Consider the following 16,495-nt stretch of genomic DNA (forward strand, 5'->3'; position numbering starts at 1 on the left):
CATTTTCCTACTATGATAGAATGAAAAGTACTGATTTATTTAATGAATGAGGTGCCAAAGTAGGGCACAACGTGATAATCCATCGAACAAAAAGGAGGAACTTCTGGTGACGGTTCCATTTGTTACGGTAGAAGGTCCGATTGGTGTTGGTAAAACCTCTTTATCAAAAGAGATAGCAGCGACATTTAATTACCATCTATTAAAAGAAATTGTAGACGAAAACCCTTTTTTAAATAAGTTTTATGAAAACATTGAGGAGTGGAGTTTCCAAACGGAAATGTTCTTCCTTTGTAATCGCTATAAGCAATTAACGGATATTAAAAAATTTCGATTAGCGCATGCCAAACCGGTTGTAGCAGACTATCATATTTTTAAAAATTTAATATTTGCGAAACGTACATTGGCGCCAACTGAGTACGACAAGTACGAGGAAATCTATAGAATTTTAACGAAGGATATGCCTGTTCCAAATGTAGTGGTTTATTTACATGCCAGCGTTGAAACATTAATGAAGCGTATCGCCATGCGTGGTCGAGAATTTGAAAAGATGATTTCACGAGATTACATGGAGCAGCTTGTGGCTGATTATCATTCCTTTATCCAGCATTTTGAGAACATGCATCCTGAAATTCCAGTTATTCGATTTAATGGAGATCAGCTTGATTTTGTAAAAAATCCAAATGATTTAGAACATGTTTTAAAAATAATTAAAGATACGTTACAACAAAGGAGTTTGCAATAATGAATTTAAGAGAGAAGTATGATATTCCACCACAAACAGTCATCACTATTGCAGGAACTGTTGGTGTAGGAAAATCAACGATGACAAAGGCGTTGGCAGAGGCACTAAACTTTCGTACATCATTCGAGAAAGTAGATACGAATCCATACCTTGATAAATTTTATGATGACTTTGAAAAATGGAGCTTTCATTTACAGGTTTACTTTTTAGCAGAGCGATTTAAAGAACAGAAGCGTATTTTTGAATATGGCGGAGGATTTGTACAAGATCGATCCATTTACGAAGATACTGGGATTTTTGCTAAGATGCACTATGATAAAGGAACAATGAGTCCGACAGATTATGAAACATATACAAATTTGTTTGATGCGATGGTGATGACACCCTATTTCCCGCATCCAGATTTGCTTGTCTATCTTGAAGGACCAATTGATGCAGTTATTGGTCGTATTCAAGAGCGTGGACGTGCCATGGAGCAACAGACACCGAATGATTATTGGGTAGAAATGCATGAACGCTACGAAAACTGGATTAATAACTTTAATTCCTGTCCAGTTCTTCGTTTAGATATTAACGATTATGATTTATTAAAAAATCCTGATGCCATTGAATCAATTGTGAGCCGCATCAGTCATATGCTAAAACAAACAAGCCATTTACGAAAGTAAAAGTAAATGACCAAAAAACGTGGGACAATATATAGCTGATTGTTGCACGTTTTTTGAATAGGAGGGATTACTATAAGAATTGCAGTGTATTGCGGATCTGGTTTAGGTAAAAATCCTATTTATGCTGAGAAGGCGGCGGAGCTAGGTACAGCACTAGCTAACAGCGGTCATGGTGTGGTCTATGGTGGTTCTAAAACAGGGTTAATGGGGAAGGTAGCCGATGCTGTTTTAGCAGCGGGTGGAGAAGTAATTGGTGTGATGCCCACTCATTTACAGAAGAGAGAATTGGCACATGCCTCATTAACAGAGATTCATTTTGTAGACTCTATGCATATTCGTAAGGCTAAAATGGCAGAGTTAGCCGATGCCTTTATTGCTCTTCCTGGTGGCGCAGGAACTTTAGATGAATATTTTGAGGTATTTACTTGGGCACAGATTGGACTGCATGAAAAACCTGTCATTTTATATAATGTAAATGGATTCTATAATGCAATTTTGAAGCATTTTAAAATAATGTTAGAGGAAGACTTTATACGTGCAGAACAAAAGGCGCTCTTTCATGTGGCAACGACTTCGAAAGGTGTTTTACGTTTATTAAAAAAACATGGGTGAGCATTCCCATGTTTTTTATGTAAGATAAAAGTTAAATAATTATATTTTAAGTAAAAAAATAGAAATAAATGAGGTGTTGTATATGCACAGTGTAGATGCTCAAGTAACCGATGATTTAGTAGTACAAGCCATTGAACGTAATATAGCAATTATCCGCTTTAATATGGACAGAAGAGTAGCATACGTCAATGAGCTATTTGCTCAAACATTAGGTTATACCGTACAGGAGATGTTAGGAAAGCACCATAAAGAACTTTGCTTGCCTGATTTTACGAATAGTAGCGAGTACGATAAATTTTGGCGTAATTTAACAGCTGGAAATAGCTATCAGGATAAAGTTGAGCGAATCGATGCTAACGGTCAAAGAATTTGGTTGGAAGCGACATATATGCCTGTTTTCGCAAATAATACAAGAAAAGTAATAGGTGTTTCTAAAATAGCTGCTAATATTACTGAACGTCAAAATGAGATAATGAGCGTAGCCGACAAATTAAAGAGTATGTCTAAAGAGCTTTATCAGCGTTCAGAGGCTGGTATTCAAAATAGCCAGGACCTACTGGAAACCATTCAAGTAGTGTCACAGGAATCAAATGAAAATGTAAGTAATCTTGCACAGCTTCAAAAACAAGCGGATTCTATAAAAGGCATTGTCAAAACGATTCAAGAGATTGCCTCACAAACTAATTTATTGGCTTTAAATGCGGCCATTGAAGCAGCTAGAGCTGGCGAATATGGTAGAGGTTTTGATGTAGTAGCCAAAGAGGTTCGAAAGCTTTCTGTAAGAGTTGAGCAATCCATTTCAGAAGTGAAAGATAATGTTGAAGGGATTGAACGAGAAATTAGTCAGGTGACAGACAGTATTACAAGGATAGCTGAAAAAGCGGATAAAACGAATGAACAAATTACCGTCACTACAAATGATTTTAGTGAAATTGCATCTGCTGCTGAAGCATTAGATGAACAATCCAAGCAGTTTATCGAAATTATTTAATCTTAAACATGGCACTATCCTTTAAATAGATGATGCCATTTTAATATCAATACACATATTTCATAAAAAATAATGGTGAAATACTGTTGTCATTTTTTCCACTTGTTTTCGATATATATTGAAATAGTCTATATTTTTTATTTACAATAATAGTGTAAGGCTTTCATCAATCATAATAGGGGTGTTATGTATGACAAAAGTGGAAGTAAGCTTTCAGCATCTACCAACTACAGCTATATCAGATGCGACAGGTGGGCATACCAATTTGCGTAGTGATATCAAGCCGTTAGCAGATCATTTTAAAATTGCAGGACGAGCTGTGACTGTACGTTTACCAGATGGTGAAAACGGGGCAGTATTGGAAGCAATTAGAGCAGCGAATGAAGGGGATATTTTAGTAATTGATGCAAAAGGAAATACGAATAGAGCGGTAGCTGGAGATTTTGTGATTTCCTTAGCAAAGGGCATTGGTGTACAAGGTTTTGTTGTAGATGGCGTAATCCGTGATATTGAAGCAATTCGGGAGCTAAATTTCCCTATATTCTCGTTAGGTACTACCGTAGCTGCAGGCAATAAAAATGGTGGTGGTCAAGTAAATGTGCCCATTGCCATAGGGGGAGTAACAGTTCTCCCTGGTGATTATATAATTGGGGATGTAGACGGTGTGATTGTCGTGCCACAGCAAGAGGCTGAAAAAATTGTAGCAGCAGCAGAAGCCAAACTCGAAAAAGATGAAAAGCGTGCACAGGAAGCACATGTCAATGGAAAAGAATCCATTATAGCTTATTTAGATAAAATATTAGCAAAATAAAAAAACCCTCACGATGCCATCCAACATCGTGAGGATTTTTTTAACTTACGCTAGATTTTCATTATCATTAAAGTAATTTTTCATCTTTTCGCGATCGAAACGACCTTCCCATTTTGCCATTACTAATGACGCTAATGAGTTACCAATTACGTTAACAACTGTACGTCCCATATCAAGAATACGGTCAATACCAGCGATAAATGCTAGTCCTTCAAGTGGAATACCGACAGTACCTAAAGTTGCTAGAAGTACTACGAATGATACACCTGGAACACCTGCAATCCCTTTAGATGTAACCATTAGTACAAGCATTAACGTAATTTGTTCACCAATGCTTAGGTGAATACCGTACATTTGAGCAATAAATAATGCTGCAATGGCTTGGTAGAGTGTTGATCCATCTAAGTTAAAGGAGTAACCAGTTGGTATAACAAAGGAAACAATATCCTTTGGCGCACCTAATTTCTCCATTTTCATCATAACACGTGGTAATACAGCTTCAGAACTTGCTGTAGAGAACGCTAAAATTAGTTCATCTTTTAATACTTTAATTAAATAGAAGATGCTAATTCCTGCGAATTTTGCCACAAGGCCAAGAACGACAAAGATAAAGAATAGCATTGTTGCATATACAAGAATGGCCAATTTGGCAAGTGGAACCAGGGAGGCAAACCCATATTTGGAAACGGTTACACCAATTAAACCAAATACCCCAAGTGGAGCGAATTTCATTACGAGGTTTGTTACCCAGAACATAGCATCTGCTACCCCTTGGAAGAAGTCTAAGACTGGTTTTCCTCGATCACCAACTGCAGCAACCCCTAAACCAAAAAGAACTGAGAAGAAGATAATCGCAAGCATATCACCTTCAGCCATTGACTGAATGATATTTGTTGGGACAATGCCTACAATGATATCAAATGGCCCCTCATGCTGTACTTCTTCAGTTGTTGATACATACTTTGAAATATCACCTTGAGATAGTTCATTCATATTTATACCTGCACCAGGTTGGAAAATGTTCGCAGAAAGTAATCCAACTACGATGGCAACAGTTGTAATAATTTCAAAGTAAATAATAGATTTCCCGCCTAATCGTCCAAGTTGCTTCATATCTCCAGTACCAGCAACACCAACGATTAAAGTCGAAATTATAATCGGTACAACAATCATCTTAATTAGATGTAAAAATATATCCCCTAATGGTTGTAAATATGTCTCAATTTTGGGGTTTCCGTAAAAGATACCACCAATAATGATCCCTAAAATCAAACCGATTAAAATTTGAGCGGCTAAACTGATTTTAAATTTCTTTTTCAAATCCTTTGTACCTCCCCTAGTATTAAATTTTCAGGACACGCCTTACTTTAATAATACAGAGGACTTACGGAATCCGACAAAATCCGAGAAAATTAATTTACTTTTGTTAAAATGTCTGAATATAAAACTTGAATAAACTTCTTAATATTAACCTTTGCTTTACGATTATCGTGGTCTTCAATTTGTGTCATGAGCTGGCGAATCTCTTTAAAATCAAAGTAGCGTGGGGCATAGTACTCGAATTCAGAGTTTGTATAATCAACAACCCCTAAATTAGCAAGATTAATCATTGCAGCTAATATTGTTCGGCGCACACGCTGTTCAATGGCTTTACTTTCCTTTAATATGTCATCGGGTGTAGCCTTTGTCACAGCTGCAATTTCTTCATACAGCTCTTTTAATGGAGGAAGAGGTGCAATCTTATGCTGATGAGCAAGTAATGTTTCTATAATGGCAATTATATCCTCACTACCAATTTCACCGACAATGCCCATATCATTTAAAATAGATTGAATATGATCTCGTGATGTTGCTTTATGAGCCTTTTGTTCAGTTAATTCAATGTTTGTAAGTGATTGACGTATAACTAACAGTGAATTTTTAAGTCGAAATTGTTCAGTTGTTTTTTTCAAAACATTTTCTACTTCGATACGGTTGATTGGTTTATGAATGAAGAAATCAATTCCTTGTTCATAGGCCTCACCAACCATTTCCTTATTCACAACTTGTGAAATCATAATAAATTGTCCCTCAAAACGATTTTGCATAAGTTGCTCAACTGTTGCTATACCATCGAGCTTGGGCATCAGTAAATCAATTAACACAAATTCTGGCTGCGTCATTAAAATCTGTGGTATGGCATCCTCACCATTACGTGCCTCACCAATAACTGTACCTAGCCCGCTATCTTCAATAATTTGTTTTAACATAACACGACTTGCACGATCATCGTCTACAATAAAATACCTCATTTAAGTCTCTCCCGTTTGAATAGTTTGCGTAGGAATTATGATTTTAAACGTTGTATATTGATCGTCTGAATCAACGGTTATTGAGCCTTTTAATTTTTCTACTAATTCAGCAACGTGTGAAAGCCCAATGCCAGTTGCCGCTACACCATCAATATTGAACTTGGTTGTGTATCCAGGTTCAAAGATAACAGAAATATCTGCTTGTGAAATTCCTTGCCCATTATCACATACTGTTATTACAGTATTATCTTCTTGGCGCCCAATAGCAATAGAAATGATACCTTGTTCTTCAATAGCCTCAACAGCATTGGCAGATAAGTTATTTAAAAGAGCAAGGAGTGCAATATGTTCCTTTGTTTGAAAATCGAAGTCTATACATGTATTAAATTGTATATCCTTACCAAGTAATTCAGCGTATTTCCTATTGCCTTCTTCAATATAATGCAATAATTCAGATAATACGAAAGGGCCGAAGCTTCTTTCGCCCACAATCTTCGAAATACCAGCATATATACGTTGAGAATCTTTCTTCACTTCATGGATTTCCTGGGCAATATGAAGTGCCTGTAAACTTTCAGCTCGATAACCTAGCACTTTTAACTGTCGATATAATTCATAACCGCTGGCTGTAATAGTTTCAATATGGTTCATTGATTTTTTTAAGTATAGGGTCTCAACATAGAGGTCAGATCCGATATTGAGCATTTCTTGTACTCGTTTTTTTTGCTCAGCAATCAAAATGGAGCTATAAATACCTACTACAAAAAAACTGCGTAATATAGCTACGGCTAATAGGATCAGGAGGTCATGAAGAAATAAAAAAGTATAATTTTGGACAAAAAATCGAAAAATTTGTTCTGCTAAATTACTAATGACCTCACTAAAGGCGACGAGTAAACCAAGTTTTAAAGGTTTTTCTCTATATTGTTGAATATCTAAAATTTGTAGGCACACTGCAAACAATACATAAAATAACGCGGCTGGTAAATGGTTAAATAGACTCTCAGAAATTGGAACGTTGTGTAACGTGGAATTAATAACACGAAAAATTGTTGTCACTATACTTGTTGCAATACCGGCTAAAATAATCGGTGTAGGTTTAAGTAGTGTGCATAAAAAGAAGATGATTGTACCTAAACCAAAACGGAATGTTGTATTAGCAAATGGCATAATTTTAATTTCACTACCAATTGCGGTCAGGACAGCAATAATGAAAATCCAAGTAAGGGAAGCACGTGTCATAGATAATTTCGATTGCAATATTACAACCTCCCATCATTCATATAATAAAAAATACCACAACCGAGGCGGAAGTGGTATCTAACAAGTAATACATACAATTTTGGCAAAAAAAAACGGCTACAATTGTAGTCGGAAATTTTAAAAATGGAGGAGGTAGAGGGATTCGAACCCCCGCGCGGTGTTACCCGCCTGTCGGTTTTCAAGACCGATCCCTTCAGCCAGACTTGGGTATACCTCCATGTTATATTGCTCTGCTGTCTTATCGACAAAAATAAATTTATCATAACTAGAAACACTCGTCAATATTTTTTTGAAAAAAATTTAAGTAGTTTATTCAGGGCTTGGAAATAAATAATTTGTGCATTAAGTTGCAATTTATACAAACTGTCAGTATACTAGTTATTGCCGTGCTAGGTGGGAAGGTAGCGGTGTCCTGTAACTCGCAATCCGCTCTAGCGAGACTGAATTCCTTTTTCGAGGCTGTCCGTATTGTTTGGTCTGCCTTTTGCACGTAGTGTTGACGATTGGGTCCTGCGCAATGGATACCCATGAACCATGTCAGGTCCGGAAGGAAGCAGCATTAAGTGGTCTTATCCATGTGCCGCGGGGTTGCCTAATCCGAGCTAACGACAAGAGTAACGCTTATGTGCGGCTGTCAAGGAAAGGTGCACGGCATTAACTTGCCAATTCAAAGCATCCGTCTACTATAAGGCGGGTGCTTTTTTATTTTTAAATTTAGTAACTTCATTTTCTATATAAGAAGGCAAATGCTATAATATAACTATTCAATTAAATGGAGAAGGAGAGAGGAAATCAGTGACGTATCAAGCATTTTATCGTGTGTATCGACCGCAATCTTTTCGAGAAATGTCTGGCCAAGCACATGTCAAAAGAACGCTACAAAATGCTCTCCTAGCAAATAAAACAACGCATGCTTACTTATTTTCTGGGCCGCGTGGTACAGGGAAAACAAGTACAGCCAAAATCTTTGCGAAGGCTTTAAATTGTGAACATGCACCATCGAAAGAACCGTGTAATGAATGCGCTACATGTATAAGTATTACGGATGGCTCCCATCCTGATGTCATTGAATTTGACGCGGCTTCGAATTCACGTGTTGAAGAGATTAGGGATATTATAGAAAAGGTTCGCTTTGCTCCTGCAAGCAGTAGATATAAGGTGTACATCATAGACGAAGTGCATATGCTTTCTACAAGTGCCTTTAACGCTCTTTTAAAAACTTTGGAAGAGCCACCTCCTCATGCTGTATTTATTTTAGCAACGACAGAGCCTCACAAATTGCCTGCAACGATTATTTCTCGTTGTCAGCGCTTTGATTTTAAGCGACTTTCTACCAATGATATTATTGAACGTATGAAGGTCGTCCTAGAAGATATTGATTTACCATATGAAGAACAAGGTTTAAAGGTGATCGCACAATCAGCCGCAGGAGGAATGCGTGATGCTTTAAGTTTGCTAGACCAAGTTGTGTCATTTAGTGGGGAAAAATTAAAGCTTGAGGACACATTATTAGTTACAGGTTCAATTAGTCAGGATGTTTTTTATGACTTAGCTGAAGCATTGAAAGTAAAAGATGTTGCTCAAATGCTAGCTCTTTTAGAGCAACTTATAGCTGATGGCAAGGATCCCTTGCGCCTTTCAGAAGATTTAATTACTTTTTTCCGCGATTTACTATTACTTCAAACAAGTGATAATTTAGCTGAACTTTTAGAGTTAGTGTCCCCTGAGGAGCGTGTATTTACTTTAGCACACGAATTTGCTCCAGATATGCTTTATGGCTATATTGATATACTCGCAAAAATACAGCAGGAGATGCGTTTCTCTCACCATACGAAAATTTACTTAGAAACAGCATTGCTTAAAATGGCACAATTTTCGGGAGGGTTAGCGCATCAAACAGTGGCTATGAACGAAACTGTACAAAGCTCAGAACTCACGCAAAAGGTGGTAGCGCTTGAGCAGATGGTTCAACAATTATCCTTGCAGCTGCAAACAGGAACTCCTGTGCAAACGACGTCAGCGCAAAAAGAGCAAAGACCTCGTGCTAAAAACCCGAATGGCTATAAAGCACCCACTGGTCGTATTCAGGAAGTGTTGAAAGATGCTACAAAGCAAGATGTGCAACGTATCAAGTCGGTTTGGGCACAAGCATTAAATCAAATGCAAAAATCTCAATCGGCTCTTTTAGCAGAGGCTGAACCTGTTGCGGCATCTTCGAGTGCTTTTGTGTTAAAATTCAAGTATGATATTCATTGTCAGATGGTTGCCGATAACCAATCTTTAAAGGCTCACTTTACACAATTAATTGCTGGGCAAACTGGTACAATGTACGAGATGCTATGTATACCAGAAGAATCTTGGTTGAAAATGCGTGAAGAGTTTATCCGTGATCACAGTCTACAGCAAAAGAAATCACAGGCTGTCTCAGAGCATGGAGAAGAATTATTAGAGCCACCACCGGCAGAAATGCCAGATGAACCATTTATCGATGATGCCCAACCTCTTGCTTCACAAGATCCACTTGTGACAGAGGCTGAAAAGCTCTTTGGTAAAGATTTTGTTGAAATTATTGAAGATTAAATTTTTAGGAGGAAGACATTTATGCGTGGAATGGGAAATATGCAAGGTATGATGAAAAAGATGCAAAAAATGCAAAAGGAAATGATGGAGGCTCAAGAGGCTTTAAATGCTGAGCAATTTGAAGGTGTTGCAGGCGGCGGCATGGTAAAAGTAACAGTTTCTGGTCAGCGTGAAGTAGTGTCAGTAAATCTAGATGAAGCTGTAGTAGACCCAGAAGACATCGAAATGTTACAAGACCTAATTGTTATTGCAACAAATGAAGCGTTGAAAAAGGTAGAAGAAAAAACAAACTCAACGATGGGTAAATTCACTCAAGGCTTAAACCTTCCATTCTAGGAGGTAATCATATGTACTACCCAGAACCAATATCTAAATTGATCGATAGTTTTATGAAATTGCCAGGTATCGGGCCGAAAACCGCGGCTCGTCTGGCGTTTTTTGTGTTATCTATGAAAGAAGACGATGTATTATCTTTCTCTAAAGCATTGATTGATGCTAAACGAAACCTGAGTTACTGTTCTGTCTGTGGCAATATAACAGATGTAGACCCATGTCACATTTGTGCAGACAAGCAGCGAGATCATTCTATTATTTGTGTTGTGCAAGATACAAAGGATGTTATTGCAATGGAAAAAATGCGTGACTACAACGGCATGTATCATGTACTTCAAGGTGCAATTTCTCCAATGGATGGTATCGGTCCAGAGGATATTAATGTTGCTTCCTTGTTAGTGCGTTTGCAAGATGAAAGTGTACAAGAGCTTATTTTAGCTACGAATTCAACAATTGAAGGTGAGGCAACAGCTATGTACATATCTCGCCTTGTCAAACCTTCAGGGATTCGTACGACTCGTATTGCGCATGGATTGCCAGTAGGGGGAGATTTAGAATACGCAGATGAGGTTACGCTATCTAAGGCAATGGAAGGCCGACGCGAATTATGAGTGAGGGATTAATATGTTCTTCCGTAGTAAAGGAAAGTTAAAAAAAGAATTCGATGATAGGCTTGTGAATCTTATAAAAGAAACAAAAGAGGATTTACAGCAGGCGAAGATAATAGAAGAATTAATGGATGACTATGATCTCGGGGTAATTGCTCAACGCAAAACAGCAGAAAGTATTCATTTCTATTTATTTAAGGAAGCTAGAATTCGCAAGGTATTAATAAAATAGTTCTTATTTAAATATTCATAGAAGCGATACAGGAAACATAAACTTTCATAATTATTTAATTGAGGGGGCAACCATATTGTCTTGGTTAGTAATTATGAGTATTAGTATTCCTGTAGGGCTTCTTTTTCTTTATGTAATAATAAGACATGCTAAACTAGGTAAGATTTTAGAAGGGTTATCGGTGTTTTGGTTTAGATTTGCATTTGCTTTTCTATTATTATTTATAATCCATTTAGGTATTGGTTATATAGGATATAATGTACCCATCAATCTATTTTCAGTCTTAACTATTGCCGTCTTAGGTATTCCGGGTGTATTAGGAATAACAGCTTTAATATTTTTTTTATAAAAAGCTTGCAATATGAAAAGAATATGATATAGTTATAAAAGTCGCTAATATAACTGATTGAAACGAAAATAAATTAAAAATTTATGTTGACACATTATATACGACATGGTATTATATAAGAGTTGCTGCTAAAACAGCAGTTAACGAAATGAACCTTGAAAACTGAACAAGCAAAACGTAATCAATAAAGTTTTCAGTAACTAACTTCTGTTAGTGAACGAAACAAAATTTTGGACATCAAAATTGATGCCAGCAAAACAATTTGAGCTATTCAAATTTCTTTTATGGAGAGTTTGATCCTGGCTCAGGACGAACGCTGGCGGCGTGCCTAATACATGCAAGTCGAGCGAACAGAGAAGGAGCTTGCTCCTTCGACGTTAGCGGCGGACGGGTGAGTAACACGTGGGCAACCTACCCTATAGTTTGGGATAACTCCGGGAAACCGGGGCTAATACCGAATAATCTGTTTCACCTCATGGTGAAATACTGAAAGACGGTTTCGGCTGTCGCTATAGGATGGGCCCGCGGCGCATTAGCTAGTTGGTGAGGTAACGGCTCACCAAGGCGACGATGCGTAGCCGACCTGAGAGGGTGATCGGCCACACTGGGACTGAGACACGGCCCAGACTCCTACGGGAGGCAGCAGTAGGGAATCTTCCACAATGGGCGAAAGCCTGATGGAGCAACGCCGCGTGAGTGAAGAAGGATTTCGGTTCGTAAAACTCTGTTGTAAGGGAAGAACAAGTACAGTAGTAACTGGCTGTACCTTGACGGTACCTTATTAGAAAGCCACGGCTAACTACGTGCCAGCAGCCGCGGTAATACGTAGGTGGCAAGCGTTGTCCGGAATTATTGGGCGTAAAGCGCGCGCAGGTGGTTTCTTAAGTCTGATGTGAAAGCCCACGGCTCAACCGTGGAGGGTCATTGGAAACTGGGAGACTTGAGTGCAGAAGAGGATAGTGGAATTCCAAGTGTAGCGGTGAAATGCGTAGAGATTTGGAGGAACACCAGTGGCGAAGGCGACTATCTGGTCTGTAACTGACACTGAGGCGCGAAAGCGTGGGGAGCAAACAGGATTAGATACCCTGGTAGTCCACGCCGTAAACGATGAGTGCTAAGTGTTAGGGGGTTTCCGCCCCTTAGTGCTGCAGCTAACGCATTAAGCACTCCGCCTGGGGAGTACGGTCGCAAGACTGAAACTCAAAGGAATTGACGGGGGCCCGCACAAGCGGTGGAGCATGTGGTTTAATTCGAAGCAACGCGAAGAACCTTACCAGGTCTTGACATCCCGTTGACCACTGTAGAGATATAGTTTCCCCTTCGGGGGCAACGGTGACAGGTGGTGCATGGTTGTCGTCAGCTCGTGTCGTGAGATGTTGGGTTAAGTCCCGCAACGAGCGCAACCCTTGATCTTAGTTGCCATCATTTAGTTGGGCACTCTAAGGTGACTGCCGGTGACAAACCGGAGGAAGGTGGGGATGACGTCAAATCATCATGCCCCTTATGACCTGGGCTACACACGTGCTACAATGGACGATACAAACGGTTGCCAACTCGCGAGAGGGAGCTAATCCGATAAAGTCGTTCTCAGTTCGGATTGTAGGCTGCAACTCGCCTACATGAAGCCGGAATCGCTAGTAATCGCGGATCAGCATGCCGCGGTGAATACGTTCCCGGGCCTTGTACACACCGCCCGTCACACCACGAGAGTTTGTAACACCCGAAGTCGGTGAGGTAACCTTTTGGAGCCAGCCGCCGAAGGTGGGATAGATGATTGGGGTGAAGTCGTAACAAGGTAGCCGTATCGGAAGGTGCGGCTGGATCACCTCCTTTCTAAGGATTATTTCGGAATACAAACCTAGGGTTTGTAAGATTACGTTTTGCGTTCAGTTTTGAAGGTTCATTCTTTCTTGAATGAAAATCTTCAAAACTTGTTCTTTGAAAACTGGATAAAACGACATTGAAATTGTAACAAACACATTTATTTTTTAAGTTTTTTATAGGCTTAATAACTTGGTTAAGTTATTAAGGGCGCACGGCGAATGCCTTGGCACTAGGAGCCGAAGAAGGACGGCACTAACACCGATATGCTTCGGGGAGCTGTAAGTGAGCTTTGATCCGGAGATTTCCGAATGGGGGAACCCACTACGTTTAATCGCGTAGTATCTTGACGTGAATACATAGCGTCTTGAAGGCAGACCCAGGGAACTGAAACATCTAAGTACCTGGAGGAAGAGAAAGAAAAATCGATTCCCTGAGTAGCGGCGAGCGAAACGGGAAGAGCCCAAACCAAGAGGCTTGCCTCTTGGGGTTGTAGGACACTCAATACGGAGTTACAAAAGAGCGAGTTAGATGAAGCGACTTGGAAAGGTCCGCCAGAGCAGGTAAAAGCCCTGTAGTCGAAAGTTCGTTCTCTCCTGAGTGGATCCTGAGTACGGCGGAACACGTGAAATTCCGTCGGAATCCGGGAGGACCATCTCCCAAGGCTAAATACTACCTAGTGACCGATAGTGAACCAGTACCGTGAGGGAAAGGTGAAAAGCACCCCGGAAGGGGAGTGAAAGAGATCCTGAAACCGTGTGCCTACAAGTAGTTAGAGCCCGTTAATGGGTGATAGCGTGCCTTTTGTAGAATGAACCGGCGAGTTACGATTACGTGCGAGGTTAAGCTTTAGAAGGCGGAGCCGCAGCGAAAGCGAGTCTGAATAGGGCGAAATAGTACGTGGTCGTAGACCCGAAACCAGGTGATCTACCCATGTCCAGGGTGAAGGTAAGGTAACACTTACTGGAGGCCCGAACCCACGCACGTTGAAAAGTGCGGGGATGAGGTGTGGGTAGCGGAGAAATTCCAATCGAACTTGGAGATAGCTGGTTCTCTCCGAAATAGCTTTAGGGCTAGCCTCGTGATGAGAATACTGGAGGTAGAGCACTGTTTGGACTAGGGGGCCATCCCGGTTTACCGAATTCAGACAAACTCCGAATGCCAGATATTTATACACGGGAGTCAGACTGCGAGTGATAAGATCCGTAGTCAAAAGGGAAACAGCCCAGACCACCAGCTAAGGTCCCAAAGTAATCGTTAAGTGGAAAAGGATGTGGCGTTGCACAGACAACCAGGATGTTGGCTTAGAAGCAGCCATCATTTAAAGAGTGCGTAATAGCTCACTGGTCGAGTGACGCTGCGCCGAAAATGTATCGGGGCTAAACGATTCACCGAAGCTGTGGATTGACATCTACGATGTCAGTGGTAGGAGAGCGTTCTAAGTGCGTTGAAGTCAGACCGGAAGGACTGGTGGAGCGCTTAGAAGTGAGAATGCCGGTATGAGTAGCGAAAGACGGGTGAGAATCCCGTCCACCGTATGACTAAGGTTTCCTGAGGAAGGCTCGTCCGCTCAGGGTTAGTCGGGACCTAAGCCGAGGCCGATAGGCGTAGGCGATGGACAACAGGTTGATATTCCTGTACCACCTCCTCACCGTTTGAGAAATGGGGGGACGCAGTAGGATAGGGTAAGCGCGCTGTTGGTTATGCGCGTCCAAGCAGTAAGGCGTGTGTGTAGGCAAATCCGCACACTGTAACGTTGAGCTGTGATGGCGAGTCCGTATGGACGAAGTTCCTGATTTCACACTGCCAAGAAAAGCCTCTATCGAGGTGAGAGGTGCCCGTACCGCAAACCGACACAGGTAGTCGAGGAGAGAATCCTAAGGTGTGCGAGAGAACTCTCGTTAAGGAACTCGGCAAAATGACCCCGTAACTTCGGGAGAAGGGGTGCTCTTGAGCGTGCAAGCGCATGAGAGCCGCAGTGAATAGGCCCAGGCGACTGTTTAGCAAAAACACAGGTCTCTGCAAAACCGTAAGGTGACGTATAGGGGCTGACGCCTGCCCGGTGCTGGAAGGTTAAGAGGAGTGGTTAGCGCAAGCGAAGCTGCGAATTGAAGCCCCAGTAAACGGCGGCCGTAACTATAACGGTCCTAAGGTAGCGAAATTCCTTGTCGGGTAAGTTCCGACCCGCACGAAAGGCGTAACGATCTGGGCACTGTCTCAACGAGAGACTCGGTGAAATTATAGTACCTGTGAAGATGCAGGTTACCCGCGACAGGACGGAAAGACCCCGTGGAGCTTTACTGTAGCCTGATATTGAATTTTGGTACAACTTGTACAGGATAGGTAGGAGCCAGAGATCTCGGAGCGCCAGCTTCGAAGGAGGCGTCGGTGGGATACTACCCTGGTTGTATTGAAATTCTAACCCATGCCCCTTAGCGGGGCAGGAGACAGTGTCAGGCGGACAGTTTGACTGGGGCGGTCGCCTCCTAAAAGGTAACGGAGGCGCCCAAAGGTTCCCTCAGAATGGTTGGAAATCATTCGTAGAGTGTAAAGGCACAAGGGAGCTTGACTGCGAGACCTACAAGTCGAGCAGGGTCGAAAGACGGGCTTAGTGATCCGGTGGTTCCGCATGGAAGGGCCATCGCTCAACGGATAAAAGCTACCCCGGGGATAACAGGCTTATCTCCCCCAAGAGTCCACATCGACGGGGAGGTTTGGCACCTCGATGTCGGCTCATCGCATCCTGGGGCTGTAGTCGGTCCCAAGGGTTGGGCTGTTCGCCCATTAAAGCGGTACGCGAGCTGGGTTCAGAACGTCGTGAGACAGTTCGGTCCCTATCCGTCGTGGGCGTAGGAAATTTGAGAGGAGCTGTCCTTAGTACGAGAGGACCGGGATGGACACACCGCTGGTGTACCAGTTGTCTTGCCAAAGGCATCGCTGGGTAGCTATGTGTGGACGGGATAAGTGCTGAAAGCATCTAAGCATGAAGCCCCCCTCAAGATGAGATTTCCCATTACGCAAGTAAGTAAGATCCCTCAAAGACGATGAGGTAGATAGGTTCGAGGTGGAAGTGTGGTGACACATGGAGCTGACGAATACTAATCGATCGAGGACTTAACCAAAACGTTTGAACCATTCAATGAACCGTTTATCCAGTTTTGAAAGAATAATTTCTTTTATGAAGGGTTTCAAGA

The 16,495-nt window shown here is 41.2% G+C and carries 13 protein-coding genes, 1 tRNA gene, 2 rRNA genes and 1 other RNA gene; 13 read left to right on the forward strand and 4 right to left on the reverse strand.

Features of this window, described 5'->3' with window-relative positions; all coding sequences use genetic code 11:
• Positions 1-106: 106 nt before the first annotated feature.
• From MHI04_RS00160 to MHI04_RS00180, 5 genes are all read left to right on the forward strand, one after another.
• Complete coding sequence (locus MHI04_RS00160) at positions 107-742, forward strand: deoxynucleoside kinase (protein WP_036122083.1); 636 nt, start codon at positions 107-109, stop codon at positions 740-742.
• A complete protein-coding gene (locus MHI04_RS00165; RefSeq protein ID WP_036122086.1) occupies positions 742-1,410 on the forward strand; it encodes a deoxynucleoside kinase in 669 nt (222 codons plus the stop codon). The genes MHI04_RS00160 and MHI04_RS00165 overlap by 1 nt, the downstream gene beginning before the upstream one ends.
• Before the next feature lie 84 nt (positions 1,411-1,494).
• Positions 1,495-2,022 carry a TIGR00730 family Rossman fold protein gene (locus MHI04_RS00170; protein ID WP_058843213.1) on the forward strand — a complete coding sequence of 176 codons (528 nt, stop codon included), beginning with the start codon at positions 1,495-1,497 and terminating at the stop codon, positions 2,020-2,022.
• Positions 2,023-2,104: 82 nt separating this feature from the next.
• Positions 2,105-3,013, forward strand: a complete 909-nt coding sequence (locus MHI04_RS00175; RefSeq protein WP_036122113.1) for a methyl-accepting chemotaxis protein — start codon at positions 2,105-2,107, stop codon at positions 3,011-3,013.
• A gap of 190 nt (positions 3,014-3,203) precedes the next feature.
• A complete protein-coding gene (locus MHI04_RS00180; RefSeq protein WP_058843212.1) occupies positions 3,204-3,824 on the forward strand; it encodes an RraA family protein in 621 nt (206 codons plus the stop codon).
• Positions 3,825-3,869: 45 nt separating this feature from the next.
• Here the strand turns inward: MHI04_RS00180 and MHI04_RS00185 are convergent, their stop codons facing one another.
• The 4 genes from MHI04_RS00185 to MHI04_RS00200 form a co-directional block, all read right to left on the reverse strand.
• The gene (locus tag MHI04_RS00185; protein WP_036122120.1) at positions 3,870-5,144 is read right to left on the reverse strand and encodes a cation:dicarboxylase symporter family transporter; all 1,275 of its coding nucleotides are present in this window, start codon (positions 5,142-5,144) and stop codon (positions 3,870-3,872) included.
• Between the two features lie 92 nt (positions 5,145-5,236).
• Complete coding sequence (locus tag MHI04_RS00190; RefSeq protein ID WP_036122124.1) at positions 5,237-6,115, reverse strand: response regulator; 879 nt, start codon at positions 6,113-6,115, stop codon at positions 5,237-5,239.
• Positions 6,116-7,375 (reverse strand): ATP-binding protein, encoded by a 1,260-nt coding sequence (locus tag MHI04_RS00195; protein WP_051891648.1) that lies wholly within the window; start codon positions 7,373-7,375, stop codon positions 6,116-6,118.
• A gap of 127 nt (positions 7,376-7,502) precedes the next feature.
• Positions 7,503-7,595 (reverse strand) — tRNA-Ser (locus MHI04_RS00200).
• Positions 7,596-7,762: 167 nt separating this feature from the next.
• Between MHI04_RS00200 and ffs the strand changes: the two genes are divergently transcribed.
• The 8 genes from ffs to MHI04_RS00240 all read left to right on the forward strand — a co-directional run bounded on the left by ffs (position 7,763) and on the right by MHI04_RS00240 (position 16,423).
• An RNA gene (gene ffs / locus MHI04_RS00205) (signal recognition particle sRNA large type) lies at positions 7,763-8,030 on the forward strand.
• Positions 8,031-8,173: 143 nt separating this feature from the next.
• Positions 8,174-9,958, forward strand: a complete 1,785-nt coding sequence (gene dnaX / locus MHI04_RS00210; protein ID WP_330494076.1) for a DNA polymerase III subunit gamma/tau — start codon at positions 8,174-8,176, stop codon at positions 9,956-9,958.
• A gap of 21 nt (positions 9,959-9,979) precedes the next feature.
• Positions 9,980-10,294 (forward strand): YbaB/EbfC family nucleoid-associated protein, encoded by a 315-nt coding sequence (locus MHI04_RS00215; RefSeq protein WP_036122138.1) that lies wholly within the window; start codon positions 9,980-9,982, stop codon positions 10,292-10,294.
• An 11-nt stretch (positions 10,295-10,305) separates the two neighbouring features.
• Positions 10,306-10,902, forward strand: coding sequence for a recombination mediator RecR (recR, locus tag MHI04_RS00220; RefSeq protein WP_036122141.1), 597 nt, complete (start codon positions 10,306-10,308; stop codon positions 10,900-10,902).
• Between the two features lie 13 nt (positions 10,903-10,915).
• Positions 10,916-11,131: a YaaL family protein gene (locus MHI04_RS00225; RefSeq protein ID WP_036122143.1), complete on the forward strand. Its 216-nt coding sequence runs from the start codon at positions 10,916-10,918 to the stop codon at positions 11,129-11,131.
• Positions 11,132-11,207: 76 nt separating this feature from the next.
• Positions 11,208-11,480, forward strand: a complete 273-nt coding sequence (locus MHI04_RS00230) for a pro-sigmaK processing inhibitor BofA family protein (protein WP_036122146.1) — start codon at positions 11,208-11,210, stop codon at positions 11,478-11,480.
• Between the two features lie 281 nt (positions 11,481-11,761).
• Positions 11,762-13,313 (forward strand): 16S ribosomal RNA (locus MHI04_RS00235).
• Positions 13,314-13,495: 182 nt separating this feature from the next.
• Positions 13,496-16,423, forward strand: a 23S ribosomal RNA gene (locus MHI04_RS00240).
• Together the 16S and 23S rRNA genes form the textbook arrangement of a ribosomal RNA operon.
• Positions 16,424-16,495: the final 72 nt, after the last annotated feature.

This window comes from Lysinibacillus sp. FSL K6-1151 (assembly GCF_038630755.1).
Taxonomy (GTDB): Bacteria; Bacillota; Bacilli; order Bacillales_A; family Planococcaceae; genus Lysinibacillus; species Lysinibacillus fusiformis_D.

Bases quoted from the DNA above. Each gene is read 5' to 3' on its own strand.
- MHI04_RS00175 (WP_036122113.1), top strand. From the start codon at position 2,105: ATGCACAGTGTAGATGCTCAAGTAACCGATGATTTAGTAGTACAAGCC.
- MHI04_RS00180 (WP_058843212.1), top strand. From the start codon at position 3,204: ATGACAAAAGTGGAAGTAAGCTTTCAGCATCTACCAACTACAGCTATA.
- MHI04_RS00215 (WP_036122138.1), top strand. From the start codon at position 9,980: ATGCGTGGAATGGGAAATATGCAAGGTATGATGAAAAAGATGCAAAAA.
- MHI04_RS00190 (WP_036122124.1), bottom strand. From the start codon at position 6,115: ATGAGGTATTTTATTGTAGACGATGATCGTGCAAGTCGTGTTATGTTA.
- recR (WP_036122141.1), top strand. From the start codon at position 10,306: ATGTACTACCCAGAACCAATATCTAAATTGATCGATAGTTTTATGAAA.
- MHI04_RS00165 (WP_036122086.1), top strand. From the start codon at position 742: ATGAATTTAAGAGAGAAGTATGATATTCCACCACAAACAGTCATCACT.
- MHI04_RS00225 (WP_036122143.1), top strand. From the start codon at position 10,916: ATGTTCTTCCGTAGTAAAGGAAAGTTAAAAAAAGAATTCGATGATAGG.